A 24,599-nucleotide genomic window follows, 5' to 3' on the forward strand; every position below is an offset into this window, starting at 1 on the left:
CTGTGATGGCGACGGAGTCATCCGGAAGTCCCCGATTTCACACTGCCAAGAAAAGCCTCTAGCGAGGGAAGAGGTGCCCGTACCGCAAACCGACACAGGTAGGCGAGGAGAGAATCCTCAGGCGCGCGGGAGAACTCTCGTTAAGGAACTCGGCAAAATGACCCCGTAACTTCGGGAGAAGGGGTGCTCTTTCGGGTGAAGAGCCTGGAAGAGCCGCAGTGAAAAGGCCCAAGCGACTGTTTATCAAAAACACAGGTCTCTGCGAAGCCGAAAGGCGACGTATAGGGGCTGACACCTGCCCGGTGCTGGAAGGTTAAGGGGAGCGCTGAGCGGAAGCGAAGGTGCGAACCGAAGCCCCAGTAAACGGCGGCCGTAACTATAACGGTCCTAAGGTAGCGAAATTCCTTGTCGGGTAAGTTCCGACCCGCACGAAAGGTGTAACGACTTGGGCGCTGTCTCAACGAGAGACCCGGTGAAATTATACTACCTGTGAAGATGCAGGTTTCCCGCGACAGGACGGAAAGACCCCGTGGAGCTTTACTGCAGCCTGATATGGAATTTTGGTATCGCTTGTACAGGATAGGTGGGAGCCTGAGAAGCCGGAGCGCCAGCTTCGGTGGAGGCGCCGGTGGGATACCACCCTGGCGGTATTGAAATTCTAACCCGCACCCCTTAGCGGGGTGGGAGACAGTGTCAGGTGGGCAGTTTGACTGGGGCGGTCGCCTCCCAAAAGGTAACGGAGGCGCCCAAAGGTTCCCTCAGAATGGTTGGAAATCATTCGGAGAGTGCAAAGGCACAAGGGAGCTTGACTGCGAGACGGACAGGTCGAGCAGGGACGAAAGTCGGGCTTAGTGATCCGGTGGTTCCGCATGGAAGGGCCATCGCTCAACGGATAAAAGCTACCCCGGGGATAACAGGCTGATCTCCCCCAAGAGTCCACATCGACGGGGAGGTTTGGCACCTCGATGTCGGCTCATCGCATCCTGGGGCTGTAGTCGGTCCCAAGGGTTGGGCTGTTCGCCCATTAAAGCGGTACGCGAGCTGGGTTCAGAACGTCGTGAGACAGTTCGGTCCCTATCCGTCGCGGGCGTAGGAAATTTGCGAGGAGCTGTCCTTAGTACGAGAGGACCGGGATGGACGCACCGCTGGTGTACCAGTTGTCCCGCCAGGGGCACCGCTGGGTAGCTATGTGCGGACGGGATAAGCGCTGAAAGCATCTAAGCGTGAAGCCCCCCTCAAGATGAGATTTCCCATCGCGTTAGGCGAGTAAGATCCCTCGAAGATGACGAGGTCGATAGGTCCGAGGTGGAAGCGTGGCGACACGTGGAGCTGACGGATACTAATCGATCGAGGGCTTAACCTAGAAAAGCGCAGGCCGCCTGCTGATCGGCGAAATGCGCTGGAGGGTCTGCGAGGAGGCTATGCCGCCACAGCAGGACCGAAGCGTCGCGAGCCGATGGCGGCCGGAGCTAGACAGTACGAAACGCGGCTTCTTCCGACGGTTATCTAGTTTTGAAGGAATGCGTTCCTTCTTGACAGGAATTGATTTTCTGGTATAATGATTCATGAAAAACGGAATCGCTTGCCTAGTGGTGATAGCGGAGGGGAAACACCCGTTCCCATCCCGAACACGGAAGTTAAGCCCTCCAGCGCCGATGGTAGTTGGGGCCAGCGCCCCTGCAAGAGTAGGTCGCTGCTAGGCAATCAAATTCACCAGGGAGTAGCGACACGCCTAATTGCCTTTTTTCTTTTCTGAAATAATCTCTAGACGTGGACGATCCAGCGGCCAGTTAAATGGAAATGGCTTGTGGATCGTCCTTTTTCTTTTCTTTCTTTATGCTGGTATGCCGTCCTTGGGGTTGAAAGTAGCGATGCAGCATTTTCTTATGGTACAATTTCAAAAGCGAGAGTGAAGATGATAAAATGGAATAAGGTGGAACAGAATGAAGCATGTCGAGCTGCTTGTACATTCTTCTGAAGAAACGAAAGCGGTCGCCCGTCGTCTTGCAGAACGCCTTGAACCGGGAATGGTGATTGCGCTTGAGGGCGACCTCGGTGCGGGAAAGACGACATTTACGAAAGGATTGGCTGAAGGATTAGGCATCCAGCAAAACGTCAACAGTCCAACGTTTACCATCATCAAGCAGTACGAAGGCCGATTGCCCCTTTACCATATGGATGTGTACCGTCTTGAGGATGAATGGGAGGATCTTGGCTTTGATGAATACTTTGGCGGTGACGGGATTACGGTTGTGGAGTGGGCGCACTTGATTGCTGGCCAGCTTCCGGCCGAACGTCTGACGGTGTATTTGCTTGACCGCGGTGGGGATGAACGGCTGCTTCGTTTTGAGCCGCTGGGACAACGCTATGAACAGTTATGCGAGGAGATTTTTGGCGCATGAAAGTATTAGGGATTGATACATCAAACACACCACTTGGTCTTGCTTTGGCGGATGGAAATGTTGTGAAGGGTGAATGGATCACGAATGTGAAAAAAGATCATTCGCTCCGTGCGATGCCGGCTATCGAATCGCTGTTTCGCCAGTGTGGGATGGCCCCGAAAGACCTTGATTTGATCGTAGTGGCCAAAGGGCCCGGGTCTTATACAGGAGTACGAATTGGCGTGACGATTGCGAAAACGCTCGCTTGGTCGCTCGGTATTCCGATCGCCGGTGTGTCGAGCCTTGAAGTGCTCGCCGCCAACGGCCGTTGCTTCTCCGGTTTGATTGTCCCATTGTTTGATGCGCGGCGTGGGCACATTTATACTGGGCTTTATCACAGCGACGGGAGTGTGCTTCGCCAGCTTGAACCGGATCAACTTGTGGTGGCGGATGAGTGGGCGCGGCGACTAGGAGAGCGGGGAGAGGACGTATTGTTCATTGGTGCGGATGTGCTGTTATATCACGAGCTGTTTCAGCGCGTCCTAGGTGGGCGGGCCCATATGGCTCCTCCGTCATTGGCGTTGCCGCGCCCGAGCGAGCTGGTGATGCTCGGTAAAGAAAAAGAGCGTAGAAATGCCCATACGTTTGTGCCAGATTACCTCCGCCTGGCTGAAGCGGAGGTGAAATGGCTCGCAAAACAAAAAGGGGAACGAAACGATGGGGATCGATGTACAATTTCGGCCAATGACCATTCATGATATTGATAAAGTTGTGCAGGTGGAGCGGGCATCGTTTACCGCGCCTTGGAGTCGGGAGTCGTTTTATCATGAGTTGATGTACAACCGCTACGCTCTCTATATTGTAATGGTGCATCGAGGGCGAATCATTGGCTATGCTGGGATGTGGTTGGTCATTGATGAAGCGCACGTCACGAATGTTGCTGTTCTTCCCGAATTTCGTGGCCAAAAACTTGGTGAGGCGTTGATGCGTTGTCTGATGGATCTGGCGAGGCGACAAGGGGCAGTGACGATGACGCTGGAAGTGCGTGTGTCCAATCATGTCGCTCAATCGTTATATCGGAAACTCGGGTTTCGCAACGGCGGTATTCGAAAACGATATTATCCCGATAATTTTGAGGATGCGTTGGTGATGTGGGTGAAGCTACATGAATGAAGATGTGTATGTATTAGGGATTGAAACAAGCTGCGACGAGACTGCCGCCGCGGTTGTTAAAAACGGAAGAGCCATTCTGTCCAATGTGGTCGCTTCACAGATGGAAAGTCATCGGCGGTTTGGCGGCGTCGTTCCTGAGATCGCCTCGCGCCATCATGTGGAGCAAATTACGCTCGTGATTGAAGAGGCGATGCAGCAGGCGAAAGTGTCATTTTCCGACCTTCAGGCTATCGCTGTGACAGCGGGGCCAGGGCTTGTCGGGGCGCTTCTTGTCGGAGTGAACGCGGCGAAAGCGTTGGCGTTTGCTCACGGCATTCCGCTTGTCGGCGTGCATCATATCGCTGGGCATATTTATGCCAATCAGCTCGTGTCGGAAATGAAATTTCCGCTCTTGGCTCTGGTCGTTTCCGGAGGGCATACAGAGCTCGTTTACATGGAAGAACACGTCAAATTCAAGGTGATTGGTGAAACGCGAGATGACGCCGCCGGTGAGGCGTATGACAAGGTGGCTCGCGCTTTGGGGCTTCCGTATCCGGGAGGGCCGCACATTGACCGGTTGGCCCAAGAAGGAGAGCCGACCATTGACTTGCCGCGGGCATGGCTTGAGGAAGGATCGTATGATTTCAGTTTCAGCGGCTTAAAATCGGCGGTGTTGAATACGCTTCATCGTGCTAAACAGCGCGGCGAGGAGATCGATCCGAAGCAGATGGCAGCCAGTTTTCAAGCCAGCGTAGTTGAAGTGTTGACGACAAAGACTTTACAAGCAGCCAAACAATATCGCGTCCGGCAAGTGTTGCTCGCTGGTGGAGTGGCGGCCAACCGCGGGTTGCGGACTGCATTAGGGGAGCGAATGAGGCAGGAGCTCCCCGGTGTGGAGCTGGTTATTCCACCGTTATCGTTATGTACCGATAATGCGGCGATGATTGCGGCCGCGGGCACGATGTTGTACTGGCAAGGCAGGCGGTCAGATTTGGCGTTGAACGCCGATCCAAGCTTGCCGTTGGCGTAACGTAACGAAGGACAAACCGATGGACACAATCGGCGGTTTTGGCGGCGGGCCAACCGCCGTTTCTTTTTTAGACGGCAAGGGTGGATTGGTGGACAGACTGGTGGTCCGATTTGTGCATAGTTTCATCCACAGGTTGTGGATGATGTGGAAATATGGCGTAAATCGGATGAATATGAGGAAAATAATACACAGCGATGTTGAACAAAATCGAACTGTTTTTTGTGGATAATGTGGAAAAGTTGGTGAATAACCTATATTTCACTGGATGGATTGTGGATTTCTTTGTGGATAATGTGACTAATTGAAACCGCCCACCGAAATAACCGGCGGGCGGTTGGTTATGGTGAGTCATAAAGCTGCTCCCATTCGGCCAGCAGTTTTTCCACTTGCTGCTTTCGCTCCTCGTTTTCTTGCACAAGCTGTTGTGCTGTTTCGTAGTCGTCATAAACGGACGGATCGCATAGTCGCTGTTCGGCTTGGGCGATTTGCTCTTCAAGCGCGGTGATTTCTGCTTCGATTTCGGCTAGACGGCGTTGACGTTGACGCTGGCGTCTTTTTTCCTCTTTTTCTTGTTCATAAACAGATTTCGCCGACTCGTTGCTGCTCGGAACGATTGGGCTGGCATCCAAACGGGCTAACTCACGCATTTCTTCTTTTTTGGCGATATAGTAGTCATAGTCTCCCAAATATTCGCTAAGGCCGTCGCTTGACAGCTCGAGCACCTTCGTAGCGATGCGGTTGATGAAATAGCGGTCGTGGGAGACGAACAAAATGGTGCCTGGATAGTCGATCAATGCCTGTTCGAGCACTTGTTTGCTGTCGAGGTCTAAATGGTTGGTCGGCTCGTCCAGAATGAGAAAATTGGCCTGTTGGAGCATCAGCTTCGCGAGCGCCAAGCGCGCCTTTTCCCCGCCGCTCAACGCTGAGATCGGTTTTAAAACGTCATCGCCCGAAAACAGGAAGTTGCCGAGTATCGTTCGGATTTCTTTTTCTGTTTTAAGGGGGTAAGCATCCCATAATTCGTCAATGACTCGTTTATTGGACGACAGGTCGGCTTGATCTTGATCATAATATCCGATTTGGACGTTCGTGCCGTAGCGCAAATGTCCGGCCTGAATGGGAAGCTGCCCGGCGATGGCTTTCAACAGTGTAGATTTGCCGATGCCGTTTGGACCGACCAACGCGACGCTTTCGCCGCGGGCGATGCGGAAGCTGATATGACGAATGACCGGCTCGTTCCGGTAACCGACGGCCACGTCTTCAGCGATGAGCACTTGTTGACCGCTTGGTCGTTCGATCGTGAAAGAAAATGATGCCGATTTTTCCTCTCCGACAGGCCGTTCCATTCGCTCCATTTTCTCCAGCTGTTTTCGCCGGCTTTGCGCCCGCTTGGCCGTCGAGGCGCGGGCGATGTTGCGCTGAATAAACTCTTGCAATCGGGCGATTTCTTCCTGTTGTTTTTCATATCGCTGTAGCTCTTGCTCATATTGCTGCGCTTTCAGTTCCAGATAGCGGCTGTAGTTGCCATTGTACGTCCGCAGCTTGGCGTTGGACAGCTCGTACACGTGATTGGCAACTTTGTCGAGAAAGTATCGGTCATGGGAGACGAGCAAGAGGGCGCCCGGATATGCCTGCAAATACTGTTCCAGCCAAGCGAGTGTGTCCAAGTCTAAATGGTTGGTCGGTTCGTCTAAAATCAGCAAATCCGGCTTGGACAACAGCAGCTTTCCGAGAGCGAGCCGTGTTCGCTGTCCGCCGCTTAACGAAGAGACCGGTGTTGTTTGATAATCGTATGAAGAAAATTGCAATCCGTGCAAGACGGAACGAATGTCGGCCTCATATTGATAGCCGCCTTGTTCCTTATACTGCTCTTGCAGTTCATCGTACATTTTCAGCGTTTTTTCATAGCGGACGGGATCGGCGAGCACATCGGGATCGCCAAGCTGAGAGCCGAGCGCGGCCAGCTGTTGTTCCATCGCTTGAAGCGGTGCGAACACGTCGAGCATTTCCTCCCAAATGGAGCGTGATGATTCCAACCCGCTCTGTTGTGCCAAATAGCCGATTTTGAGATGGTTTGGCTTGATGATTTCACCGCTGTCAAAAGATAGTTCGCCGGCGATGATTTTTAATAATGTCGATTTTCCCGCTCCGTTTCGGCCGACAAGGGCGATGCGGTCGCGGGACTGTATTTCTAGTTTAATATTCGATAAAATAAGGTCAGCGCCAAAATATTTCGTGAGTCCACGCACTTGCAAAATCATCATGTCGGTTCACCTCTCGGAATAGTTTAACGTATGTTGCTCAGACGGTCAAAGACAGAAGGAGAAAAATCATGTATAGTGTAGACATGGAGGAGATGGCTTTGTCATCGTTTACCCATTTTAATGAAGAGGGACGCGCGAAGATGGTCGATATCACGGACAAAGAAGAGACGGTCAGGGTCGCGGTGGCGCGAACGAGCGTCACTGTCAGCCAAGAAATTTATGAAAAAATCAAAGGCCGTGACATTAAAAAAGGGGATGTGCTGGCCGTCGCCCAAGTGGCAGGGGTCATGGCGGCCAAAAAAACGGCTGACCTGATCCCGATGTGCCACCCGCTGATGCTAAAGAGCGTCGATTTCACGTTTTCTTGGGAGCATGAAGAAACCGAGCCTCGTCTTGTCATTACAGCGACCGTGAAAACGAAAGGGAGCACGGGGGTGGAAATGGAAGCGCTGACGGCCGTTTCGGTTTGTGCGTTGACGGTATACGACATGTGTAAGGCGCTCGACAAAGGGATGACGATCGGTCCGACGTATTTGGTCGAAAAAACGGGCGGGAAATCCGGCCATTATCGACGGAAAACCGATTAGCTAGGGGATGAGACAATGAGCAATGAACAACCGAAAATTCCGCAAGCGACGGCTAAGCGGCTGCCGCTTTATTACCGATTTTTAAAGAACTTGCATGCATCAGGAAAGCAGCGCGTCTCTTCCGCTGAGCTGAGCGAGGCGGTGAAAGTCGATCCAGCGACGATCCGCCGCGATTTTTCGTATTTTGGCGCGCTCGGCAAAAAAGGATACGGGTATAATGTCCATTATTTGTTGTCGTTTTTTCGCCAGACGTTGGAAGAGGATGAAGTGACTGAAGTGGCGCTGTTTGGAGTCGGCAATTTAGGCACCGCTTTTTTAAACTATAATTTTTCGAAAAACAATAACACGAAAATTGTGATGGCGTTCGATGTTGATGAGCAAAAAGTAGGAACGACAGTCGGCGGCGTGCCCGTCTATCATCTCGATGAGCTGGAAGAACGGCTGCGCGGCGACATTCCGGTCGCTATTTTAACCGTGCCGGCCTCCGCGGCTCAGGCGTTGACCGATCGCCTTGTCGCCCAAGGGATTAAAGGAATTTTAAACTTTACTCCGGCGCGGCTGAACGTGCCTGACCATATTCGCGTTCACCACATCGATTTGGCCATTGAGCTGCAATCGCTTGTGTACTTTTTGAAAAACTATCCATCGCCATCGGCAAAAGGAGAGAATCATTCATGAAATATGTATTGCTGGCTGTTTTGATTTTGCTGTTGTTTGGCACGAAAAAGCTGCCGGAACTAGGGCGTTCGTTTGGCGAGTCGCTGCGCGAGTTCAAAGACGCCACCAAGGGTCTTGCGGATGAGGACGAAACGAAAACCGACCGGTGATAAGGCGGGATGAGGAACTATGAATGACAAAGAGATGTCAGTGTATGAACACCTCGGTGAACTGCGAAAGCGGCTGATCATTGTGCTCGTTTTTTTCGCCGCGGCGTTGGCGGCGAGCTTCTTTTTCGTCGATGATGTCATTATCTATTTGCAACGAACGGCTGAGACAAAGCAGCTGACCATGAACGCCTTTCGCCTGACCGATCCGATCAAAGTATACTTTCAGTTTGCTTTTGTCATTGCCGCCGTGCTGACGTCTCCGGTGCTGCTGTATCAAATTTGGGCGTTTGTCAGCCCCGGTCTGTATGAAAAAGAGCGGAAGGTAACGCTAAGCTATATTCCGGCATCGATTGTTCTTTTTTTGGGCGGTGTCAGCTTTGCCTATTTCGTTTTGTTTCCATTTGTCGTTCGATTTATGAACCAGCTGGCTGAACAGCTGGGGGTCCAGCAAATGATCGGCATTAACGAATATTTCCAGTTTATGCTTCAGCTTGTGCTGCCGTTTGGCGTTGTGTTTCAGCTGCCGATCGTGGTGCTGTTTTTCACCCGCTTAGGGCTTATCACGCCGCAGTTTCTTGTTCGCGTTCGCAAGTATGCGTATTTGGTGCTGTTAATTATCGCGGCGATTATCACGCCGCCCGATGTGTTGTCGCAAGTGATCGTCATGATTCCGCTTACGCTTTTGTATGAAGGGAGCATTTGGATCGCAAAAATCGGCTACCGGAAGGCGCGATCAGCGGCGGAACAAGGAGACAACGAGTAAAGCGGCGCACGGCCAAAGCGATTTTTAAACAAAAAATTCCATGGACAGCGTCCACTCGGGGGGAAAATCTCGCGCCGGTCCGGCATTTTCACGGGAAAGATCCATGGGCAAGCTGTGATCTGCCCTCCACTTGGAGGGTGAAAATCTCGCGCCGGTCCGGCATTTTCATGGGAAAGATCCATGGGCGGTGTGATCTGCCCCCACCCGGGGATGCAAATCCGTGTCAGGCCGGCATTTTCACGGGAAAGGTCCATGGGCAAGCTTGTGATCTGCCCTCCAGACGGGGATGAAAATCGCCGCTTGCCGACGGGGATGTTCGCGGGAAACAGATCGAGGGAGCACGGATGGGCATATCATAAAAAAAGGTGTCCCGATCGTACGTTTGGGGCACCTTCTTTATCGCTTCGGGGTAAAAAGCAGACGAAAGGCGGTTCCGAAATCAAAAGCCGCCAACGCCGCCAAGGCGATGGTCGAAACGTTCCAAATCGTTTCATGCGCGCTTTGGATCGCCAAATACGTAAACAGCAAACCTAGAAGGAAATAGGGCAATGAGAAGAGTCGAGGGTGGCGCGTCATAACCATACCCCCCAAATCGTCAGCGGCAATTCCGGCTGGCGCATCATTTTTTCCATTTCATCAGCCAGTAGCATCTGCACAACGACAACGAACGTGTTCATCGCCACATGGGCGAACATCGGCACGAAAATGCGGCCGGTTTTCGCATATAAAAAGGCGAACGTCAGACCGATCGCTGTATACAAAAGCAAATGCTCCAGCTCCATATGGGCGATGGCGAAAAGAAGCGAGCTTGCGAGCGCGGCCGGCCAAAAGCGGTATTTTTCATAAAGCGATCCAAAAATGATTTTGCGGAAAACGAGTTCTTCCAAAATCGGGCCGATGGCCGAAGCAACAATGACTAGCAGCGGTGTCAAGCGAATGATCTCAATGATTTGTCTTGTGTTCTCCGATCCTGGTTCAATGCCGAGCAGCCGCCATTCGATATTGACGGCGATGCTTTGGGCGACAAGCGCCAAAAATACGCCTAAAAATGCCCACATCCACGATGAAGCGAGCGGCATCTGCCGCATGTTTCGCTCAGGGCGGGCGCGGCGAAGCAGCCATAAAATAATGACAAACGCTGTCAAAAAGCTGATGACCGCCCAATATCCAGAAGCGATTTTTGTAGCTTCGCTGGGGGTTTTCGCGCTTGACCCGACGCCGAGGGCGCATAGAAGCGGCACGCCGGCAAAAGCGGACAGCTGCATGGCAATATAGGTGATCAGCACGTACCAGTCATGACGTTTCAAGTTTTCTTACCCCTTTATTCAAAATATATCCGTATTGTAGCATATGTTTGGCGAAATGATAAGAAAAGCGCGTTGGTTCAATCCAACGGCAAACGGGACAAAAAAACAGCCGCCGGGTGTTTATTGGCGCTGGAAATGTGCAATAATGAAAACGGATTTTGCGCCGCTGGCTTGAGAAGCTAGCCGTCGTCCCGCCCGGTTGCCCTTCAGCTGGCCGGCATGTTTCTGTCACGCCGGAAGCGTGGAAACGAACGAGACCGCTTGTCGGTGGAACAATGCGCTGCCCGCGCGTTTCTGTCACGCCCGAAGCAGCGGTTTTGGGCGAAATGCGGCCGGTTGGCGGAGGAAGGGTGTTTTTTGCCGGTCTTCGGGGCGACCGATTGGCTCGTGTGGCGCCAAAAAGAAAAGCCGCTATTTTTTTGAATTTCCTACTTGCAAAACGGAAAGAAGTTCATTAATATTATAAGTGTGTTAGCACTCAATAAAGATGAGTGCTAATAAGAACGGCGAAAACTATCGTTAAGGAGGTTGTTTCCCGTGTTGAAGCCATTAGGCGATCGCATTGTCATTGAAGTCGTGGAAACAGAAGAAAAAACGGCAAGCGGCATCGTGTTGCCGGATACGGCGAAAGAAAAGCCGCAAGAAGGCCGTGTTGTCGCCGTTGGTGCAGGCCGCGTGCTCGATAACGGTCAACGCGTTGCACCGGAAGTTGAAGTCGGCGACCGTATCATCTTCTCGAAATACGCGGGCACAGAAGTGAAATACGACGGCAAAGAGTACTTAATTTTGCGCGAAAGCGACATTTTGGCTGTCATTCGCTAATCTATGCGCCGATCAAATAAAACATACGTAAAACTCACTGAATACTTAACGTTCGCTTCATGCACGTGTTGCAATTTCATCCATATTGTAAGGAGGTAACGGGGTATGGCAAAACAAATCAAGTTCAGCGAAGAAGCGCGCCGTGCGATGTTGCGCGGGGTGGACAAACTCGCAGACGCCGTGAAAGTCACGTTAGGTCCGAAAGGCCGCAACGTCGTATTGGAGAAAAAATTTGGTTCGCCGCTCATCACGAATGACGGGGTAACGATCGCGAAAGAAATCGAACTCGAGGATCCGTTTGAAAACATGGGCGCGAAATTGGTCGCTGAAGTCGCCAGCAAAACGAACGACATCGCTGGGGACGGGACGACAACCGCTACGGTATTGGCTCAAGCGATGATCCGCGAAGGGCTGAAAAACGTGGCTGCCGGTGCGAACCCGATGGGCATCCGCCGCGGGATTGAAAAAGCGGTTGCGGTTGCCGTTGAAGAATTAAAAGCCATCTCCAAACCGATCAAAGGAAAAGAATCGATCGCCCAAGTCGCTGCGATTTCGGCTGCTGACGAAGAAGTCGGCCAATTGATCGCTGAAGCGATGGAACGCGTCGGCAACGACGGTGTCATCACGCTGGAAGAATCGAAAGGCTTCACGACGGAACTCGACGTTGTCGAAGGGATGCAATTTGACCGCGGTTACGTTTCGCCGTACATGATTACAGATACGGAAAAAATGGAAGCTGTTCTCGAAAATCCGTACATTTTGATTACGGACAAAAAAGTATCGAGCATCCAAGAGTTGCTGCCGGTTCTTGAACAAGTCGTTCAACATGGCCGTCCGCTCTTGATCATCGCGGAAGATGTCGAAGGCGAAGCGCTCGCGACGCTCGTTGTCAACAAACTGCGCGGCACGTTCAATGCCGTTGCCGTCAAAGCGCCTGGCTTCGGCGATCGCCGCAAAGCGATGCTCGAAGATATCGCGATTTTAACAGGCGGCGAAGTCATTTCGGAAGAGCTTGGCCGCGAACTGAAATCGACAACGATCGCTTCGCTTGGCCGTGCGTCGAAAGTAGTCGTAACGAAAGAAACGACGACGATTGTCGAAGGCGCCGGCGATTCGGAGCGCATCAAAGCGCGCATCAACCAAATCCGTGCGCAGCTTGAAGAAACAACGTCCGAATTCGACCGCGAAAAACTGCAAGAACGCTTGGCGAAATTGGCCGGCGGCGTAGCGGTCATCAAAGTGGGTGCGGCAACCGAAACAGAATTGAAAGAACGCAAACTGCGCATCGAAGACGCGCTCAACTCGACTCGTGCGGCGGTTGAAGAAGGCATCGTCGCCGGCGGTGGTACGGCGTTGATGAACATCTACAACAAAGTCGCGTCCATCGAGGCGGAAGGCGATGAAGCAACCGGCGTGAAAATCGTATTGCGCGCGATCGAAGAACCGGTTCGTCAAATCGCGCAAAACGCTGGTCTGGAAGGCTCGATCATCGTTGAGCGCCTGAAAAACGAAAAACCGGGCGTCGGCTTCAACGCTGCAACGGGCGAATGGGTCGACATGATCGAAGCTGGTATCGTTGACCCGACGAAAGTCACTCGCTCGGCGCTGCAAAACGCAGCTTCTGTCGCTGCCATGGTCTTGACGACCGAAGCGGTTGTCGCCGACAAACCGGAAGAAAACAAAGGCAACAATCCGGGCATGCCGGACATGGGCGGCATGATGTAATCAGCGCCTCCCATCCGTTGGAACACTGGGGTTTTCCCCGGTGTTCTTTTTTGTTTTGACCACATTTTGACCACGAAAATCATAAGTTTTTGATCAAACCGCTCATGAGCTCGCCAAATTTCTGTGAAGCTCTTTCTTCCAAATCTTTTGTTAGATGTGCATAAATGTTCATGGTTGTTTCGATATCCGCATGGCCGAGGCGCTGTTGAATTTCTTTGATTCCTACTCCTGCTTCAATAAGCAAACTGGTATGAGTGTGACGAAGGGAGTGAGGCGTCACACGCTTATGAATGTTTGCGATTCTCAGCAGCCGTTTCATTCTGAGTTCAATTTTTTTAGGTACTTCAGGGAATCCACTTGGTCGCGCAAATACGAACCCCAGATCGTGATATAGCTCTCCCATCTGTAATTTGATTTCGTTTTGCTCGGCCTTGTGCTTCTTTAGAAGTGAAATGATATTTGGATCGACTTTGATGGTCCGAATGGATCCTTGTGTTTTAGGGGGCAGCAATTGATAATATCTTTCATTGTTTCTAGGGCTGTACAATGTTTTTGTAATCGCTATGGTATGTTCTTTAAAGTTAATATCCTTCCACTGAAGGGCCAGTAATTCGCCTAGCCGCATACCAGTGTATGCCAAGGTCGAAAACACGACATAATCCATAGCCAGCCCGTGTTCTTGGGCTGTTTTCAAAAAGAGGGCTAACTCATGCTTTTCTAAAAATTTCATGTCTTTATTGCCCCTTTCAATGTCCTCCACTGTTTTTTTCTGCTTAGGAACCTTGGCGTATTCCGTAGGATTAGAGTTGATCAATTCCAATTCCATCGCTTTTTTAAAAATCATTCTCCCTGTTGTATGAATTCCGTCTAGGGTGTTGTCAGCATATCCTTTTTTTTGAGATCCAAGAGCATGTCTTGATACATTTTTCGTGTAACATCCTTTAGCTTCAAGTTGCCGAAGTAACGCATCAAGTGCCCCAGTTCATGTTTCCTGGCGCGAATGGTGCTTATTTTTGCGGTTTCGCTGTATATTGCTAACCATTCTTGTGCGAAATCCTTGAATAGTATATTCGTGTCCTTCACGTAGCCTCCGTTATTTATTTCGTCGTACAATTTGGCCGCAGCCAGCTGCGCTTCTTTTTTGGTTTTAAAACCTCGGCGTGTCGTTGTTTTGCGCTTCCCAGTAGCAGGATCGATCCCGACATCCATTTTAAACATCCATTTCTCGCCGTCTTTCGTTTTATACTTTTGGAACGAAGCCAATGTTATCGGTCCTCCTCTGAGTTTTCGATGATGATCTTCTGACCATTTTCTAAAACACCAACGAGTTTGCCATCCTCTACGGTGATTCGTGAAAATACAGGAATACTGATCATGGAGCAGCTGTTTGTTTTCTTTTTCTTCTTATTCTTCTTATTACGATAGTCGTCCAAGTGAATAATCAATCTGATCATCTCCTTTTTGTGGGAATATACGTTTGGTTCAGAAGTCAAAATTTTTTAGATGCACCACCTCCTTAGGGATTCCATACGCCGCCGCGGCCTCATAAATGGTTGCATCAGTACCGCGATATGTATAAAGCACATCATCCGACAGAAGCAATTCCACGGCAAACTCATTCGCCTCCCTTTCCACTTTATCCATGCAGAAAAGTGTGTTTCTCCTTAGAAAAGATGTGCTAAGTTCGGGATGCAGAACTGCATGCCCAAGCTCGTGCGCGCAAACGAAGCGTTTCATCGGCTCGTCCAACTCTGAATTGATGTGAATGATCTGAACCCGGCGAAATGTATGATGATACCCGTATGTCCCGCCAAGCGGTTCAAACAACAGCACTATGCCTTTCTGCGATGCGATCTCAAAGGGGTTGTTCGTGCCGTGCTTGGTGATTAATTTCTCTACGATCTGTTTGATCTTCTCAGCCATAGCGAACCCCCTAGAGATATTTAGTTTTTACGGTATTTTTTTGGCGTGAATTTTTGTTTGGCGATTCTCTTGGCCAAACGAAGGGAATTTTCAAGCGACGCGATGAGAAGTTCCCTATCTTCTTCGTCAAGCTCGTCGATGTCCACTCCGCCGAATGCAGCAAAACCGCTTCCTGTTTTGAGCCCCTTGATGATCTTTTCCAACTCCTTTTGGATGTCGCGCTCGTCTTTCTCGGTGAGGGCGGGAAGCTTAGAGACTGATTGTTCATGCTCGACGATTTGATCTGGATCGTCTGTTCTTCCCAATAAGTAATCGGTTGTAACTCCAAAAATATCAGCTATCCGCGCCGCCATTTCTGCACTTAAATTTTTCTCTCCGCGCTCTATCTCGTAATAATATTGAGGTGTTATGCCTAGTATATTGGCTACTGCAGTACCGCTTAATTTTTTTCCGTTCTCATCTCTTATTCTTTCTCTAATTTCCCTGATCCTGTGCTTATTCTCCACAAATATTCACTCCTTTTTATCAGCTATTAGCTTATTTATATGCTAGCATTGGCTTCATTATTAAACAATGAGCTAATAGCTTAAAAAACGAGAAAAAAGAAGAAAAAATAAGCAAAATGAAGCAAATAGCTTTATAATAGTTAAAAATGCTAAAAAATAAAGCTATTTGCTTCATTTTTCTGTTTGTTTTTATGAAGCTTATAGCTTAATATTTAGTTAGCAAGGAGGTGACAAACATGAACTTTTCGGAGGTGGTACGAAATGTCCTTGAGGACAAAAACTTAAGGATTTCTGATTTGGCGCGTATGACAGGCTATACCCCTCAATATATGTACGATTTGTTGGCTGGTAATCGTCGTTGGAATGAAACAACAATTAATAAAACTTGTGAGGCTTTAGGGATTGAAATAATAGTTGTTCCAACTAAGAAAGAAAGAAGTGCAGGTTAAACTCACTAACAGTGAAGGGAGGAACTAAATGAACCAATTACAGATTTTTAATCATCCGATGTTCGGTGACGTTCGGTTCATCGAAATTAACAACAATCCATACGCCGTTGGCAATGATGTTGCAAAAGTATTGGGGTACAGCCGGCCGCACGAAGCAATTTCAAGTCACTGCAAGGGGGCGGTAACTTACCGCATCCTTATAAAGGAGGACGGAAATGAACCAGTTACAAGTTTTCAACCATGAAATTTTTGGGGAGTTGCAGGTATTCATTGAAAACGGAAATGTTTATTTTCCTGCGACAGAGGTTGCAAAAAAATTAGGTTACGCTGATCCGCACAAGGCAATTAAACAACATACAAAGGAAAAGGGGTGGGTAAACCGCCCAGTCCTTACAAGTGGCGGAACGCAACAAAAGAAATTTATTGATGAAGGAAACCTTTACAGACTTATTGTTAAAAGTCAATTGCCAGAGGCCGAAAAGTTTGAATCGTGGGTCTTCGATGAGATTCTCCCAACCATCCGCAAAACGGGCGGCTATGTCTCAAACGATGAAATGTTCATCAATACGTATCTTCCTTTTGCCGATGAGCAGACCAAGCTGATGTTTCGTGGTGTGTTGGAAACCGTGCGCCGGCAAAATGAACAGATCGCGGCGATGAAGCCGAAAGTGGAATATTTTGATGCGCTAGTCGATCGGAACTTGCTGACGAATTTCCGTGACACCGCAAAAGAGTTGAAAGTCAAGGAGCGGTTCTTTATTAACTGGCTTCTCCAAAACAAATTTGTGTATCGGGATCAAAAAGGGAAGCTCAAACCTTATGCAGCATATGTCCCAGAGCTGTTTGAATTGAAGGAATGGGAACGAAACGGACGGGCTGATGTCCAAACGCTGATTACACCAAAAGGACGAGAGACGTTTCGGTTGTTGTTGAAGAAAGAGCAAACGGCGTGAAAGGGGGTGAAAAGGATGAACATGGAATGCCCACGTTGCGGTTGCGAAAATGCTCAATACGAAGTTGTTGAGGTTGTTGAGGGGAAAGGCTACGTTTGGGAAGCGGTGTGCGAAGAGTGCGGTTGGGAAGATACGAAATATGAGTTCTGAGCCTCAAGGGAGGGAGACGAAGTGAGAAACAAAGTCTGGTGGTCGATGCAAGACCTAAAAGAGCGCACCGGATACAGCGAGGATTGGCTGAAGGAGCACATCCTGCTCCATCCTCGCTACAAACCGATGCTCGACATTGAAAATGGAGGTTTTGTGTACTACCCGGAACGAAAAGGCGAACGCTGGTGCTTCATCGCTTCGAAGATGGAGGAGTTTTTGCAAAAGCATTTCCGAGACATCTTTACGAAAAAGGGTGATCCTCATGCAAGTCAAAAAACTTTCGTTCGATGAGTTGCCGTCGCGTGTTACTGACGAGATCTCTGCCCGATACAAGGACATCCAGCCGATTGAAGCAGCCGTCATGGAGTTTGAAACCATAGCGGAACCGACATACGCCATCAGCTTTCTCGATGTCGATCGAAACATCATTGTTGAACTGACGTTTATGGACGGCAAAATCGTCCATGAAAACCGGGTGACACTCCGAACGGTTTTCAAGGCGATGGAAAAGTATCCGGAACGCTTTGGTCTCAAGGAAAGGAGGTGACAGCATGAACGTCCTTGAGCAAGATCGGGAGTTGGCAGAAAAGATATGGGGTTGCGGTTGCCTCTACTTGGACTACGCGCGAGTGGCATGGGTGAATGGGCAGCTTGATGAAGCCAATCGCTGGGTCGAAGAATACCGCCGTTGTCGTCGAGAGCTGGACGAGCTCCTGCGGCGGAAGAGAGAACACGATCAGCTAGCTGAACTGATCGCGACGCTACAAGAACGCGGAATCAATATTACAGCGATTATCGGAAAGGGGAATGAGTGATGAATATTTGCTTCACCGCCAGCCGTCTTATGAAAGTTTCAGAGGTTCGTAGATTGTGCAAGGAGATGCGGGAAAACCAAGCATTGCTGCAAGTGACTGAGCTGAAAGCTAAAGAGGAATTGTATAAACGTTTTTGGCGTAAAAAAACGGCTAGTGCGTAATAGCACTGCCGAAAAAAACCAGCCCAATGATAATATACCATATTTACCCACTCGACACAAGGACAGGCCTGGTGCCTGTCGTCATGGCTAGGAGCAAACAGGGTGCTATCCCCCTCGCCCATCACGTTTGTTCCTGGCCGTGACGATGTGCACCAGAAAGGAGGTGATGATCTTGACGAAGACAGAGAAGCGTCGTATCCGCTTGCAGGCGATACAGATCCTCGACCAACATTGCCAGCGATGTGAATATCACTCAAAGCTCAACTCCTGCATGTCGGTTTGTCGAGAATGCCCTCATGGCCAGCGCATGCAAGAGATCAGCCGCCCGTTATGGGAAGAGAACGATTTTGACCCGTATTTCCTTAGCCACCGGGTAGGCAGGTGGTCACGAGACGAGGATTTTTATCTCGTCAACCACTACGACGTGCATCCTGTTGAAGTGTTGGCTGCACGGCTTGGCCGGACGACAGAAGCGATCCGAAAGAGGATCGCAGAACTGAAAGGGGGTGAACCAGCATGATTGAGCATCCGATTCGTCAGGAAGAGACACATGTGGTCGGCTATTGCGAGGGATGCGGCGGGGAAATTGTCGAGGGGGATGATGTCATTGAGTTTATTGACGGCTTGATGATTCACCAAGATGTATGGTGCGCCTATGACTATTGCGGCAAGTTCGGCCGGCCAAAACAGGCATAACATGAGAAACGCCTCGCCGAGGGAGCGAGGCGCCAACGGTGATTCTCCTATGAACCGTTACTTACATGGTACAGGATCGTCTCAGAAAAATCAAATGGAGGTGGAAAACTTGGAAGCTATTATTCTCGCAAACACAAGCGAAATGAGCCATGGGGAATGGCTGGAAGCGAGGCGAAAAGGGATCGGAGGCAGCGATGCTTCGGTCATTCTCGGGTTGAACAAATACAAAACGCCATTTGAATTATGGCTCGAAAAAACTGAACAAGTAGATTTGCAATCTTCTACAAGTGATGCAGCTTACTTTGGAACGTTACTGGAAGATTTAGTGGCCAGAGAATTCGAGAGGCGATCCGGAAAAAAGGTACGGAAACGGAACGTTATGTTTCAGCATCCGAATCACCATTTCATCTTGGCTAATATCGACCGATTCATTGTTGGCGAGAAAGCCATCTTAGAGTGCAAAACAGCTTCCGCGTTCCTTGCAAAAGAATGGGAAGGCGATGACATTCCGGAGGCATATATCGTTCAAATGCAGCATTATCTCGGTGTCTTGGGGCCGGAGTATCGAAAAGGATATTTCGCAGTTCTGATCGGCGGTCAAAAGTTCATTTGGAAGGAAATCGAGCGAGACGACGAATTGATCGAGATGATCCTCCAAGCGGAGATTGACTTTTGGAACAATCACGTTCTAGCGAATCAACCGCCGGCACTTGATGGCTCATCTGCGGCAGAAAAGTTTTTGAAGGAACGTTACAAGGAAGCGGATCCGGAGAAAGTTGCTCAACTCGGCGCCTCCTATAAATCAAAAATTGAGGAATATCAGTCCCTTAAAGACACAATTGAGCAACTGGAAAAACAGAAAAAAGCGATCGAGAATGAACTTAAAAACGAACTGAAAGATGCTGAAATCGGTTATGTGGGTCATTATGAGGTGCAATGGAAATCACGTATTCAAAATCGGGTAGATGCAAAATTGCTAAAAGAGAAATTCCCTGACATCTACCAACAAGTCGTTAAGCCGATTACATCACGCTATTTCTCTATAAAAACACTAAACTAGGAGGTTCTCATATATGGCGACAACCAAAACACTCAAAAATCAGCTGCAGGCTAAAAATAACGCTTCCCAGCAACCATCAACCGTGCAGACCTTAAAAGGATTGTTAGCAAGTCCAACACTCAAGAAACGTTTTGAAGAAATCTTAGACAAGCGTGCGCCGCAGTTTATGACTTCAATTGTGAATCTATACAGCTCGGAAAAAACATTGCAAAAATGTGACCCGATGAGTGTGATTTCTTCAGCGATGGTGGCAGCCACGCTCGATTTGCCGGTTGATAAAAACTTGGGTTACGCATGGATTGTTCCATACGGTAATCAAGCACAGTTCCAACTAGGTTACAAGGGATATATTCAGCTTGCATTACGAACGGGTCAATATCGAGCTATCAATGTGATCGAGGTTTACGAAGGACAACTTAAAAAATGGAATCCATTAACCGAGGAACTGGAATTGGATTTTGAAGCGAAGGTATCAGATAAAGTCATTGGTTACGCCGGCTTTTTTGAACTGATTAACGGATTCCGCAAAACCGTCTACTGGACAAAAGAACAGATCGAGGCACATCGCAAAAGATTCTCTAAGTCTGACTTTGGTTGGAAAAATGACTATGACGCTATGGCGAAAAAGACTGTCTTAAAGGCCATGCTCTCTAAATGGGGTATCCTCTCGATCGAAATGCAAAATGCGTTCATCGAGGATGAAAAAGAGGTCAGGGAAGTCAAGGACATCACAAACGAAGCCCAGGAAACTGACTACATCGAAGGTGAGGCATACGAGGTGATCGATCCGCAGCCGCAAGAAGAAACGGCTACAGAAAACAAACCTTTTGAGCAGGAGAGTTTTGACATCGAATGATGGAATACCGCATTGCAATTCCACATTGCTACAAATGGATGGCTGCCGGCAACAAGAAGCTCTACATCGAGTACATCAAGGGATACATCAAAAGCAGCCATCCCGGCTTAAAGCCGGTGAGGATTGAAGGGTCGTATGTGATATGTGTCAAGAAATAGGGGGTGTTGAGCTTGGCAGACGTGCAGCTTGAGAACGGATATACCAAAATCGCAAATGAAATTTTAGAGCATTTGGCGCTGACCAAGCTCAGCCCTATCCAATATCGTCTTATCTTTGTTATCTGGCGTTACACTTATGGATTTAATCGAAAAGAACACACTTTTTCGCTTCGTTTTCTGAGTGAGGCAACTAAGTACGATCAACGACAACTACAAAGAGAATTAGCAAAGCTTGAACAACGAAGGATTATCATTCAAAAGGTTCAGCCTGGGAAACCTCGTATAATCAGTTTCAACAAAAATTATGATGAATGGTTGGATGAAGAAACCATTGGTAATTCTACCATAGGTAAAGTTACCAATGGTAAAACTACCATCGGTAATTCTACCAAAGGTACCCTTGGTAATTCTACCGAAGGCACCTTTGGTAATCCTACCAACCAAGAAATAAATAATATAAATAAAAATTTAAATAAAGATGATGATATAAGCAAACCTAATCCGTTTGTTGAGTTTGAAAATGCGTTTGGTTATCTGCCACCACCAACGTTATTGGATGAGTTTAATTATTGGATTGATAAAAGTCAATTTATTGAACCAGAAGCGATCATTTGTGAGGTAATCAAAAGAGCACGATTACAGTTACCTAGAAATCCATCAAGTTATGTTTCTAAGATTCTAAAAGATCTTCACAATTTAGGCTTATTCACCTTAGATGCCGTGAAGGAGTACAATCAGAAGTTCGATCAGAAAACAAAACAGAGAACAGGAAAAACAAAAGTGGTGGTAACAGAAAAACATGGTCGTGATATACCAGATGATTTTGTATTCGATATTAACGCAGGAGAGGATTGGCCATGATCGCAGAAAAGGCTTTGCTTGGTACGTTTCTAAAGCACAACTACTTACTGAAAGATACAACACTAAAGCCTGAACAGCTGGAGGAAATCCGTCATCAGAAGCTTCTTAAGATCATGCTGCAGCTCGCGAGAAAAGGGAAGCCCGTCGATGTTGTTACCTTATCGACGGCTCCCGAGTTAGAGCAACTTGGCGGCATCTCATACATTAACGAACTTGCTTCCTTTGCCGATGCCGAAAAAATTGAAGAATACGAGGAACTTGTTTTAGAAGCTTGGAAGGAACGGGAGAAAAACAATATTCTAACGCGAGCAATCCAAGAAGGATGGGAGATCGGGAAAGTCATCACATCGCTAGACGCGATCAACGAATCAAAGATGGACGATCATGCATCAATCACCGATATTCTTGCAGATATGTATGAAGCACCTTGGCGACCAGAGGAAAAGAAGCGTGGAGTGCCGACAGGTATTGTCCAACTTGACAGAACAACAAATGGATTCCAGGACGGAGAAGTGACTGTGATTGCAGCGCGGCCGTCGATGGGAAAAACGGATGTCATGATTCATCTAGCCAAACAGGCAGGATGGCAAGGACATCTACCCATTATCTTTTCGCTTGAAATGCCGAGCAGAAGCATCACGGACCGTCTGATTGCTTCTACGGGCCGATTCAATCGCATGAAGATGCGGAACCTTTATAAGGGTCTGACCGATGAACAGAAAAAAATGTGGCCGACCATTATTGGAAGAGTGGCGGACACTAACATTCAGATTTTTGACGGTGCCGGCCAAACCATCATGGAAATGAGAGCAAAAACAAGGAAAATGGTTCATAGTTTTCCAGGAAAAAAGCCTGTGATATTCATAGATTATTTGACTTTGATACGTCCAGCGAATTCTTACGGCGGCAGCGCGCATTTGCAAGTGACAGAAATATCAAAAAGCCTGAAAGCAATGGCAAAGGAATTCAATTGTCCGGTCATCACATTAGCGCAGCTGAATCGTTCAGTTGAACAACGAGCGGACAAGCGCCCGGTGATGTCCGATATTCGTGAATCAGGAAGCGTGGAACAAGACGCAGATCTCATCATCTTCCTATATCGCGAGAAGTACTACAACAAGGAAACGGACGACGACACACTAGAGCTTATCATCGCTAAAAACCGAAACGGCCCGGTTGGAACGGTTCGCGTTAAATACAACGAGCACACAGGAGAGATTATCGATGATTACGGTCAGAGAGCTGTATGAGGAGAGCATCCGATACGAGGAAAAGACACTAGCCCACTACATACTGCATTTGCTCCAGGAAGGGAAAGTGACCCTCGATGATGATGCTGACTCACTCGATTTTACAAAGGCCGATCATCAAAAAGTTGCACAGATGATTGAGCAAAATCAGCTTGGATTCAGTGATATAAAAATTTTCTCTCTCAAGTATGAGGAAGAACTTTTTGCATTCGTATTCGCGGTGAATGAAGAAGAAGCCATTCAGTTCTTCAGAAACACGTTTAAACGACACCCTTATAACTGTCATCAACAATTGATGGATTTCCCAATGACGCGAGGGCGTGAAACAGTCACGTTCCGCGACATAAAAAAGGAACACGAAAAATTCCCGGCGCTCGCTGGGGTTTACGAGAGGGGGAGATATAAATGGGCATCCTCTACGAAAAAGTTCAGCTCACACAGGAGATCAAAAAGCAGATAATCATTCGCCAACTGTTAGACATGGGAATCACGGAACATCAAGGTCAATCCATCTATGACTTGGACTACTACGCGTTGCGAAGGTTGCTTGTGACGAAGAAGCTATGATATACGCTCATTTTCGCCCGTACGGCGTTTTTCTTGCAGATGATCCATTTAGCGAGGTGAAAACAAGTGAATCTTTTAGAACATTACATTCAAGAAGTAATCAGCGTTGAACCGTATGAAGAAGATTGGACAAAAGAATTCGAAGAGAAGTTTTTGAAAATCAAAGTAATCACGAATTGTTACGGATGCGTCAAAGAACATGAAACGATTGAAACGGAAAAAGAGTGGGAAGAAGCGAAAGAGCGTGGTTATTTCATGTGGTGAACCGAATCTTAAAACCTAACACGCTCGTAAACCGCGTATTTTGGCTCATATGGCGTTTTTCTTGCAAGGGTAATAGGAAAGTACCGCAAAACCAGAAAAACGCCGTACAGGGCAAAATAAAGCGCCTAGCGAGGTGATGGGAATGGATGTGTGTCATCACAGCAGAATCAGATGTTGGGAGTGCGCGCGTGTGCAGGAGCTGGATGAGCGTGTGCAAGAGCTAGAGCAGGCGATCCGAGAGGCGCTGAACAGAATGAAGCAGGGCGGCCCAGGAACGCGGACACAAGTACAAGTGATGCTAGAGCGAGCATTGGGGGGAACCGAATGAAACAAACAAGAATTGTAGAGTACGAGAACATGCCTGTTCGATACCACCCGGATCTATGCCCGGTATGCAAACATTTTACAGGGGAGACTTGCCGTATCCATGTATCGAACGTGGAAAGACGGACAACAATCACCCAGACATACTGCATCAGGAAAATTGATTTTAAATTTCCGTATAAAAGCAAAAAACGGTGCCAGCTGCAAGAGCAATATGCTCAACCATTTTACGTGCAAAGGTTGGATGAGGAATGAGTATGATCAAGTTCATTGTGTATGGCGAGCCCGTGGCGCAGGGACGGCCAAGGGCGACGACGGTGAATGGCCGCGTTCGGATGTATGATCCCAAGAAATCACGAGATTTCAAGCATTATTTGAAATTGGCTGCATCGAAACATCGGCCGGAACAATTGATTGAGGGACCGATTTCCCTTGAGGTTAAGGTGTACAAACCTATTTTGAAGAGCTTTAGCAAAAAGAAAAAAGCCGCAGCCGAAGCCGGCCAGCTAAGGCCAACAACCAAACCGGATGTCGACAACTACGTCAAAGGAGTCAAAGACGCGCTCAAAAACGTCATTTGGAAAGACGACAGCCAAGTGGTGGACTTACATATTTCCAAATGGTACAGCGAGACGCCGAGAGTGGAAATCACAATCATGCCGATAGATGAGAAGTGAGGTGAACGGGATGCCGGCCATCACGAGGGTTTCGCCGTATCGTTCAGGCCGCCTCGTTTTGGCAACCGCCC

Annotated in this window: 35 protein-coding genes, 2 rRNA genes and 1 pseudogene (1 of these 38 only partly in view); 31 read left to right on the forward strand and 7 right to left on the reverse strand. The window is 48.6% G+C overall.

Annotated elements, in window-relative coordinates; all coding sequences use genetic code 11:
• The 6 genes from NST29_RS01425 to tsaD all read left to right on the forward strand — a co-directional run.
• Positions 1-1,363, forward strand: a 23S ribosomal RNA gene (locus NST29_RS01425); it begins 1,565 nt to the left of the window's first position.
• A 222-nt stretch (positions 1,364-1,585) separates the two neighbouring features.
• Positions 1,586-1,702 (forward strand): 5S ribosomal RNA (gene rrf / locus NST29_RS01430).
• Positions 1,703-1,943: 241 nt separating this feature from the next.
• Positions 1,944-2,402 (forward strand): tRNA (adenosine(37)-N6)-threonylcarbamoyltransferase complex ATPase subunit type 1 TsaE, encoded by a 459-nt coding sequence (gene tsaE / locus NST29_RS01435; protein WP_033020404.1) that lies wholly within the window; start codon positions 1,944-1,946, stop codon positions 2,400-2,402.
• Positions 2,399-3,139: a tRNA (adenosine(37)-N6)-threonylcarbamoyltransferase complex dimerization subunit type 1 TsaB gene (gene tsaB / locus NST29_RS01440; protein WP_033020401.1), complete on the forward strand. Its 741-nt coding sequence runs from the start codon at positions 2,399-2,401 to the stop codon at positions 3,137-3,139. Before tsaE ends, tsaB begins: the two co-directional genes overlap by 4 nt.
• Positions 3,099-3,554: a ribosomal protein S18-alanine N-acetyltransferase gene (gene rimI, locus NST29_RS01445; protein WP_033020399.1), complete on the forward strand. Its 456-nt coding sequence runs from the start codon at positions 3,099-3,101 to the stop codon at positions 3,552-3,554. Before tsaB ends, rimI begins: the two co-directional genes overlap by 41 nt.
• A complete protein-coding gene (gene tsaD, locus NST29_RS01450) occupies positions 3,547-4,563 on the forward strand; it encodes a tRNA (adenosine(37)-N6)-threonylcarbamoyltransferase complex transferase subunit TsaD (protein ID WP_033020397.1) in 1,017 nt (338 codons plus the stop codon). The genes rimI and tsaD overlap by 8 nt, the downstream gene beginning before the upstream one ends.
• Before the next feature lie 338 nt (positions 4,564-4,901).
• On the opposite strand, the gene NST29_RS01455 is transcribed toward tsaD, so the two are convergent.
• Positions 4,902-6,827: an ABC-F family ATP-binding cassette domain-containing protein gene (locus NST29_RS01455; RefSeq protein WP_033022707.1), complete on the reverse strand. Its 1,926-nt coding sequence runs from the start codon at positions 6,825-6,827 to the stop codon at positions 4,902-4,904.
• Between the two features lie 98 nt (positions 6,828-6,925).
• On the opposite strand from NST29_RS01455, the gene moaC reads away from it, so the two are divergent.
• The 4 genes from moaC to tatC are packed head-to-tail and all read left to right on the forward strand — an operon-like array spanning position 6,926 to position 9,004.
• Positions 6,926-7,414, forward strand: coding sequence for a cyclic pyranopterin monophosphate synthase MoaC (gene moaC, locus NST29_RS01460; RefSeq protein WP_033022733.1), 489 nt, complete (start codon positions 6,926-6,928; stop codon positions 7,412-7,414).
• A gap of 15 nt (positions 7,415-7,429) precedes the next feature.
• A complete protein-coding gene (locus NST29_RS01465; protein WP_033022708.1) occupies positions 7,430-8,092 on the forward strand; it encodes a redox-sensing transcriptional repressor Rex in 663 nt (220 codons plus the stop codon).
• Positions 8,089-8,241, forward strand: a complete 153-nt coding sequence (tatA, locus tag NST29_RS01470; protein ID WP_033022709.1) for a twin-arginine translocase TatA/TatE family subunit — start codon at positions 8,089-8,091, stop codon at positions 8,239-8,241. Before NST29_RS01465 ends, tatA begins: the two co-directional genes overlap by 4 nt.
• Before the next feature lie 19 nt (positions 8,242-8,260).
• Positions 8,261-9,004, forward strand: coding sequence for a twin-arginine translocase subunit TatC (gene tatC, locus NST29_RS01475; protein ID WP_033022710.1), 744 nt, complete (start codon positions 8,261-8,263; stop codon positions 9,002-9,004).
• A gap of 396 nt (positions 9,005-9,400) precedes the next feature.
• Here tatC and NST29_RS01480 read toward each other — a convergent pair whose 3' ends face one another.
• Both NST29_RS01480 and NST29_RS01485 read right to left on the reverse strand, forming a co-directional pair.
• The gene (locus NST29_RS01480) at positions 9,401-9,580 is read right to left on the reverse strand and encodes a YdiK family protein (RefSeq protein WP_033022711.1); all 180 of its coding nucleotides are present in this window, start codon (positions 9,578-9,580) and stop codon (positions 9,401-9,403) included.
• Complete coding sequence (locus tag NST29_RS01485; RefSeq protein ID WP_033022713.1) at positions 9,577-10,311, reverse strand: type II CAAX endopeptidase family protein; 735 nt, start codon at positions 10,309-10,311, stop codon at positions 9,577-9,579. The genes NST29_RS01480 and NST29_RS01485 overlap by 4 nt, the downstream gene beginning before the upstream one ends.
• A 219-nt stretch (positions 10,312-10,530) precedes the next feature.
• Between NST29_RS01485 and NST29_RS01490 the strand changes: the two genes are divergently transcribed.
• From NST29_RS01490 to groL, 3 genes are all read left to right on the forward strand, one after another.
• Positions 10,531-10,734, forward strand: a complete 204-nt coding sequence (locus tag NST29_RS01490) for a hypothetical protein (RefSeq protein ID WP_131385776.1) — start codon at positions 10,531-10,533, stop codon at positions 10,732-10,734.
• Positions 10,735-10,848: 114 nt separating this feature from the next.
• Complete coding sequence (groES, locus tag NST29_RS01495; protein ID WP_033022714.1) at positions 10,849-11,133, forward strand: co-chaperone GroES; 285 nt, start codon at positions 10,849-10,851, stop codon at positions 11,131-11,133.
• 105 nt (positions 11,134-11,238) lie between these two features.
• Positions 11,239-12,858: a chaperonin GroEL gene (groL, locus tag NST29_RS01500; protein ID WP_033022716.1), complete on the forward strand. Its 1,620-nt coding sequence runs from the start codon at positions 11,239-11,241 to the stop codon at positions 12,856-12,858.
• A 79-nt stretch (positions 12,859-12,937) separates the two neighbouring features.
• On the opposite strand, the pseudogene NST29_RS01505 reads toward groL, so the two are convergent.
• From NST29_RS01505 to NST29_RS01520, 4 genes and pseudogenes are all read right to left on the reverse strand, one after another.
• Positions 12,938-14,121, reverse strand: a pseudogene (locus tag NST29_RS01505) (site-specific integrase).
• A 2-nt stretch (positions 14,122-14,123) separates the two neighbouring features.
• Complete coding sequence (locus NST29_RS01510) at positions 14,124-14,312, reverse strand: hypothetical protein (RefSeq protein WP_235207641.1); 189 nt, start codon at positions 14,310-14,312, stop codon at positions 14,124-14,126.
• Between the two features lie 28 nt (positions 14,313-14,340).
• Positions 14,341-14,781 (reverse strand): ImmA/IrrE family metallo-endopeptidase, encoded by a 441-nt coding sequence (locus NST29_RS01515; RefSeq protein ID WP_033022719.1) that lies wholly within the window; start codon positions 14,779-14,781, stop codon positions 14,341-14,343.
• Between the two features lie 20 nt (positions 14,782-14,801).
• Positions 14,802-15,287 (reverse strand): helix-turn-helix transcriptional regulator, encoded by a 486-nt coding sequence (locus tag NST29_RS01520; RefSeq protein WP_235207642.1) that lies wholly within the window; start codon positions 15,285-15,287, stop codon positions 14,802-14,804.
• Between the two features lie 236 nt (positions 15,288-15,523).
• Between NST29_RS01520 and NST29_RS01525 the strand changes: the two genes are divergently transcribed.
• The 18 genes from NST29_RS01525 (at position 15,524) to NST29_RS01610 (ending at position 24,528) form a co-directional block, all read left to right on the forward strand.
• Positions 15,524-15,736 carry a helix-turn-helix transcriptional regulator gene (locus NST29_RS01525; RefSeq protein WP_033022721.1) on the forward strand — a complete coding sequence of 71 codons (213 nt, stop codon included), beginning with the start codon at positions 15,524-15,526 and terminating at the stop codon, positions 15,734-15,736.
• A 28-nt stretch (positions 15,737-15,764) separates the two neighbouring features.
• The gene (locus NST29_RS01530) at positions 15,765-15,980 is read left to right on the forward strand and encodes a BRO family protein (RefSeq protein ID WP_235207643.1); all 216 of its coding nucleotides are present in this window, start codon (positions 15,765-15,767) and stop codon (positions 15,978-15,980) included.
• The gene (locus tag NST29_RS01535; protein ID WP_033022723.1) at positions 15,952-16,689 is read left to right on the forward strand and encodes a phage antirepressor KilAC domain-containing protein; all 738 of its coding nucleotides are present in this window, start codon (positions 15,952-15,954) and stop codon (positions 16,687-16,689) included. Before NST29_RS01530 ends, NST29_RS01535 begins: the two co-directional genes overlap by 29 nt.
• Before the next feature lie 15 nt (positions 16,690-16,704).
• The gene (locus tag NST29_RS01540; protein WP_268746103.1) at positions 16,705-16,839 is read left to right on the forward strand and encodes a hypothetical protein; all 135 of its coding nucleotides are present in this window, start codon (positions 16,705-16,707) and stop codon (positions 16,837-16,839) included.
• Positions 16,840-16,884: 45 nt separating this feature from the next.
• Positions 16,885-17,130: a DUF771 domain-containing protein gene (locus tag NST29_RS01545; protein ID WP_033022737.1), complete on the forward strand. Its 246-nt coding sequence runs from the start codon at positions 16,885-16,887 to the stop codon at positions 17,128-17,130.
• A complete protein-coding gene (locus NST29_RS01550) occupies positions 17,102-17,386 on the forward strand; it encodes a hypothetical protein (protein WP_033022726.1) in 285 nt (94 codons plus the stop codon). The genes NST29_RS01545 and NST29_RS01550 overlap by 29 nt, the downstream gene beginning before the upstream one ends.
• A 4-nt stretch (positions 17,387-17,390) precedes the next feature.
• The gene (locus NST29_RS01555) at positions 17,391-17,654 is read left to right on the forward strand and encodes a hypothetical protein (RefSeq protein WP_033022728.1); all 264 of its coding nucleotides are present in this window, start codon (positions 17,391-17,393) and stop codon (positions 17,652-17,654) included.
• On the forward strand, positions 17,654-17,815 hold the full coding sequence (locus NST29_RS01560; RefSeq protein ID WP_165570952.1) for a hypothetical protein: 162 nt from the start codon (positions 17,654-17,656) through the stop codon (positions 17,813-17,815). The genes NST29_RS01555 and NST29_RS01560 overlap by 1 nt, the downstream gene beginning before the upstream one ends.
• A gap of 172 nt (positions 17,816-17,987) precedes the next feature.
• Positions 17,988-18,335, forward strand: coding sequence for a hypothetical protein (locus NST29_RS01565; RefSeq protein ID WP_235207644.1), 348 nt, complete (start codon positions 17,988-17,990; stop codon positions 18,333-18,335).
• On the forward strand, positions 18,332-18,511 hold the full coding sequence (locus NST29_RS01570; protein ID WP_033022730.1) for a hypothetical protein: 180 nt from the start codon (positions 18,332-18,334) through the stop codon (positions 18,509-18,511). The genes NST29_RS01565 and NST29_RS01570 overlap by 4 nt, the downstream gene beginning before the upstream one ends.
• A 100-nt stretch (positions 18,512-18,611) precedes the next feature.
• Positions 18,612-19,571 (forward strand): YqaJ viral recombinase family protein, encoded by a 960-nt coding sequence (locus tag NST29_RS01575; protein ID WP_235207645.1) that lies wholly within the window; start codon positions 18,612-18,614, stop codon positions 19,569-19,571.
• A 13-nt stretch (positions 19,572-19,584) separates the two neighbouring features.
• Positions 19,585-20,427, forward strand: a complete 843-nt coding sequence (locus tag NST29_RS01580) for a recombinase RecT (RefSeq protein WP_033022731.1) — start codon at positions 19,585-19,587, stop codon at positions 20,425-20,427.
• Complete coding sequence (locus NST29_RS01585; RefSeq protein WP_339232608.1) at positions 20,424-20,585, forward strand: hypothetical protein; 162 nt, start codon at positions 20,424-20,426, stop codon at positions 20,583-20,585. Before NST29_RS01580 ends, NST29_RS01585 begins: the two co-directional genes overlap by 4 nt.
• A gap of 21 nt (positions 20,586-20,606) precedes the next feature.
• Positions 20,607-21,446, forward strand: a complete 840-nt coding sequence (locus NST29_RS01590; protein WP_324699534.1) for a replication protein — start codon at positions 20,607-20,609, stop codon at positions 21,444-21,446.
• Positions 21,443-22,696, forward strand: a complete 1,254-nt coding sequence (locus NST29_RS01595; RefSeq protein ID WP_235207627.1) for a replicative DNA helicase — start codon at positions 21,443-21,445, stop codon at positions 22,694-22,696. Before NST29_RS01590 ends, NST29_RS01595 begins: the two co-directional genes overlap by 4 nt.
• Entirely contained in the window at positions 22,671-23,156 is a 486-nt protein-coding gene (locus tag NST29_RS01600) for a hypothetical protein (protein WP_051985098.1), read from the forward strand. Before NST29_RS01595 ends, NST29_RS01600 begins: the two co-directional genes overlap by 26 nt.
• Positions 23,157-23,329: 173 nt before the next feature.
• The gene (locus NST29_RS01605) at positions 23,330-23,527 is read left to right on the forward strand and encodes a hypothetical protein (RefSeq protein ID WP_033021461.1); all 198 of its coding nucleotides are present in this window, start codon (positions 23,330-23,332) and stop codon (positions 23,525-23,527) included.
• Positions 23,528-24,108: 581 nt separating this feature from the next.
• Positions 24,109-24,528 (forward strand): RusA family crossover junction endodeoxyribonuclease, encoded by a 420-nt coding sequence (locus tag NST29_RS01610; RefSeq protein ID WP_033021467.1) that lies wholly within the window; start codon positions 24,109-24,111, stop codon positions 24,526-24,528.
• The last annotated feature ends 71 nt before the right edge of the window (positions 24,529-24,599 follow it).

This window comes from Geobacillus sp. FSL W8-0026, assembly GCF_037966255.1.
Classification (GTDB): domain Bacteria; phylum Bacillota; class Bacilli; order Bacillales; family Anoxybacillaceae; genus Geobacillus; species Geobacillus icigianus.

Coding starts and splice junctions, on each gene's coding strand:
- NST29_RS01530 (WP_235207643.1), top strand. CDS start 15,765: ATGAACCAATTACAGATTTTTAATCATCCGATGTTCGGTGACGTTCGG.
- tatA (WP_033022709.1), top strand. CDS start 8,089: ATGAAATATGTATTGCTGGCTGTTTTGATTTTGCTGTTGTTTGGCACG.
- NST29_RS01610 (WP_033021467.1), top strand. CDS start 24,109: ATGATCAAGTTCATTGTGTATGGCGAGCCCGTGGCGCAGGGACGGCCA.
- NST29_RS01585 (WP_339232608.1), top strand. CDS start 20,424: ATGATGGAATACCGCATTGCAATTCCACATTGCTACAAATGGATGGCT.
- NST29_RS01455 (WP_033022707.1), bottom strand. CDS start 6,827: ATGATGATTTTGCAAGTGCGTGGACTCACGAAATATTTTGGCGCTGAC.
- NST29_RS01595 (WP_235207627.1), top strand. CDS start 21,443: ATGATCGCAGAAAAGGCTTTGCTTGGTACGTTTCTAAAGCACAACTAC.
- tatC (WP_033022710.1), top strand. CDS start 8,261: ATGAATGACAAAGAGATGTCAGTGTATGAACACCTCGGTGAACTGCGA.
- NST29_RS01540 (WP_268746103.1), top strand. CDS start 16,705: ATGAACATGGAATGCCCACGTTGCGGTTGCGAAAATGCTCAATACGAA.
- NST29_RS01515 (WP_033022719.1), bottom strand. CDS start 14,781: ATGGCTGAGAAGATCAAACAGATCGTAGAGAAATTAATCACCAAGCAC.
- NST29_RS01560 (WP_165570952.1), top strand. CDS start 17,654: ATGAATATTTGCTTCACCGCCAGCCGTCTTATGAAAGTTTCAGAGGTT.
- NST29_RS01545 (WP_033022737.1), top strand. CDS start 16,885: ATGCAAGACCTAAAAGAGCGCACCGGATACAGCGAGGATTGGCTGAAG.
- NST29_RS01555 (WP_033022728.1), top strand. CDS start 17,391: ATGAACGTCCTTGAGCAAGATCGGGAGTTGGCAGAAAAGATATGGGGT.
- groL (WP_033022716.1), top strand. CDS start 11,239: ATGGCAAAACAAATCAAGTTCAGCGAAGAAGCGCGCCGTGCGATGTTG.
- NST29_RS01480 (WP_033022711.1), bottom strand. CDS start 9,580: ATGACGCGCCACCCTCGACTCTTCTCATTGCCCTATTTCCTTCTAGGT.
- NST29_RS01580 (WP_033022731.1), top strand. CDS start 19,585: ATGGCGACAACCAAAACACTCAAAAATCAGCTGCAGGCTAAAAATAAC.
- NST29_RS01535 (WP_033022723.1), top strand. CDS start 15,952: ATGAACCAGTTACAAGTTTTCAACCATGAAATTTTTGGGGAGTTGCAG.
- NST29_RS01510 (WP_235207641.1), bottom strand. CDS start 14,312: ATGATCAGATTGATTATTCACTTGGACGACTATCGTAATAAGAAGAAT.
- tsaD (WP_033020397.1), top strand. CDS start 3,547: ATGAATGAAGATGTGTATGTATTAGGGATTGAAACAAGCTGCGACGAG.
- tsaE (WP_033020404.1), top strand. CDS start 1,944: ATGAAGCATGTCGAGCTGCTTGTACATTCTTCTGAAGAAACGAAAGCG.
- NST29_RS01490 (WP_131385776.1), top strand. CDS start 10,531: ATGTTTCTGTCACGCCGGAAGCGTGGAAACGAACGAGACCGCTTGTCG.
- NST29_RS01570 (WP_033022730.1), top strand. CDS start 18,332: ATGATTGAGCATCCGATTCGTCAGGAAGAGACACATGTGGTCGGCTAT.
- NST29_RS01525 (WP_033022721.1), top strand. CDS start 15,524: ATGAACTTTTCGGAGGTGGTACGAAATGTCCTTGAGGACAAAAACTTA.
- rimI (WP_033020399.1), top strand. CDS start 3,099: ATGGGGATCGATGTACAATTTCGGCCAATGACCATTCATGATATTGAT.
- NST29_RS01600 (WP_051985098.1), top strand. CDS start 22,671: ATGATTACGGTCAGAGAGCTGTATGAGGAGAGCATCCGATACGAGGAA.
- NST29_RS01550 (WP_033022726.1), top strand. CDS start 17,102: ATGCAAGTCAAAAAACTTTCGTTCGATGAGTTGCCGTCGCGTGTTACT.
- tsaB (WP_033020401.1), top strand. CDS start 2,399: ATGAAAGTATTAGGGATTGATACATCAAACACACCACTTGGTCTTGCT.
- NST29_RS01465 (WP_033022708.1), top strand. CDS start 7,430: ATGAGCAATGAACAACCGAAAATTCCGCAAGCGACGGCTAAGCGGCTG.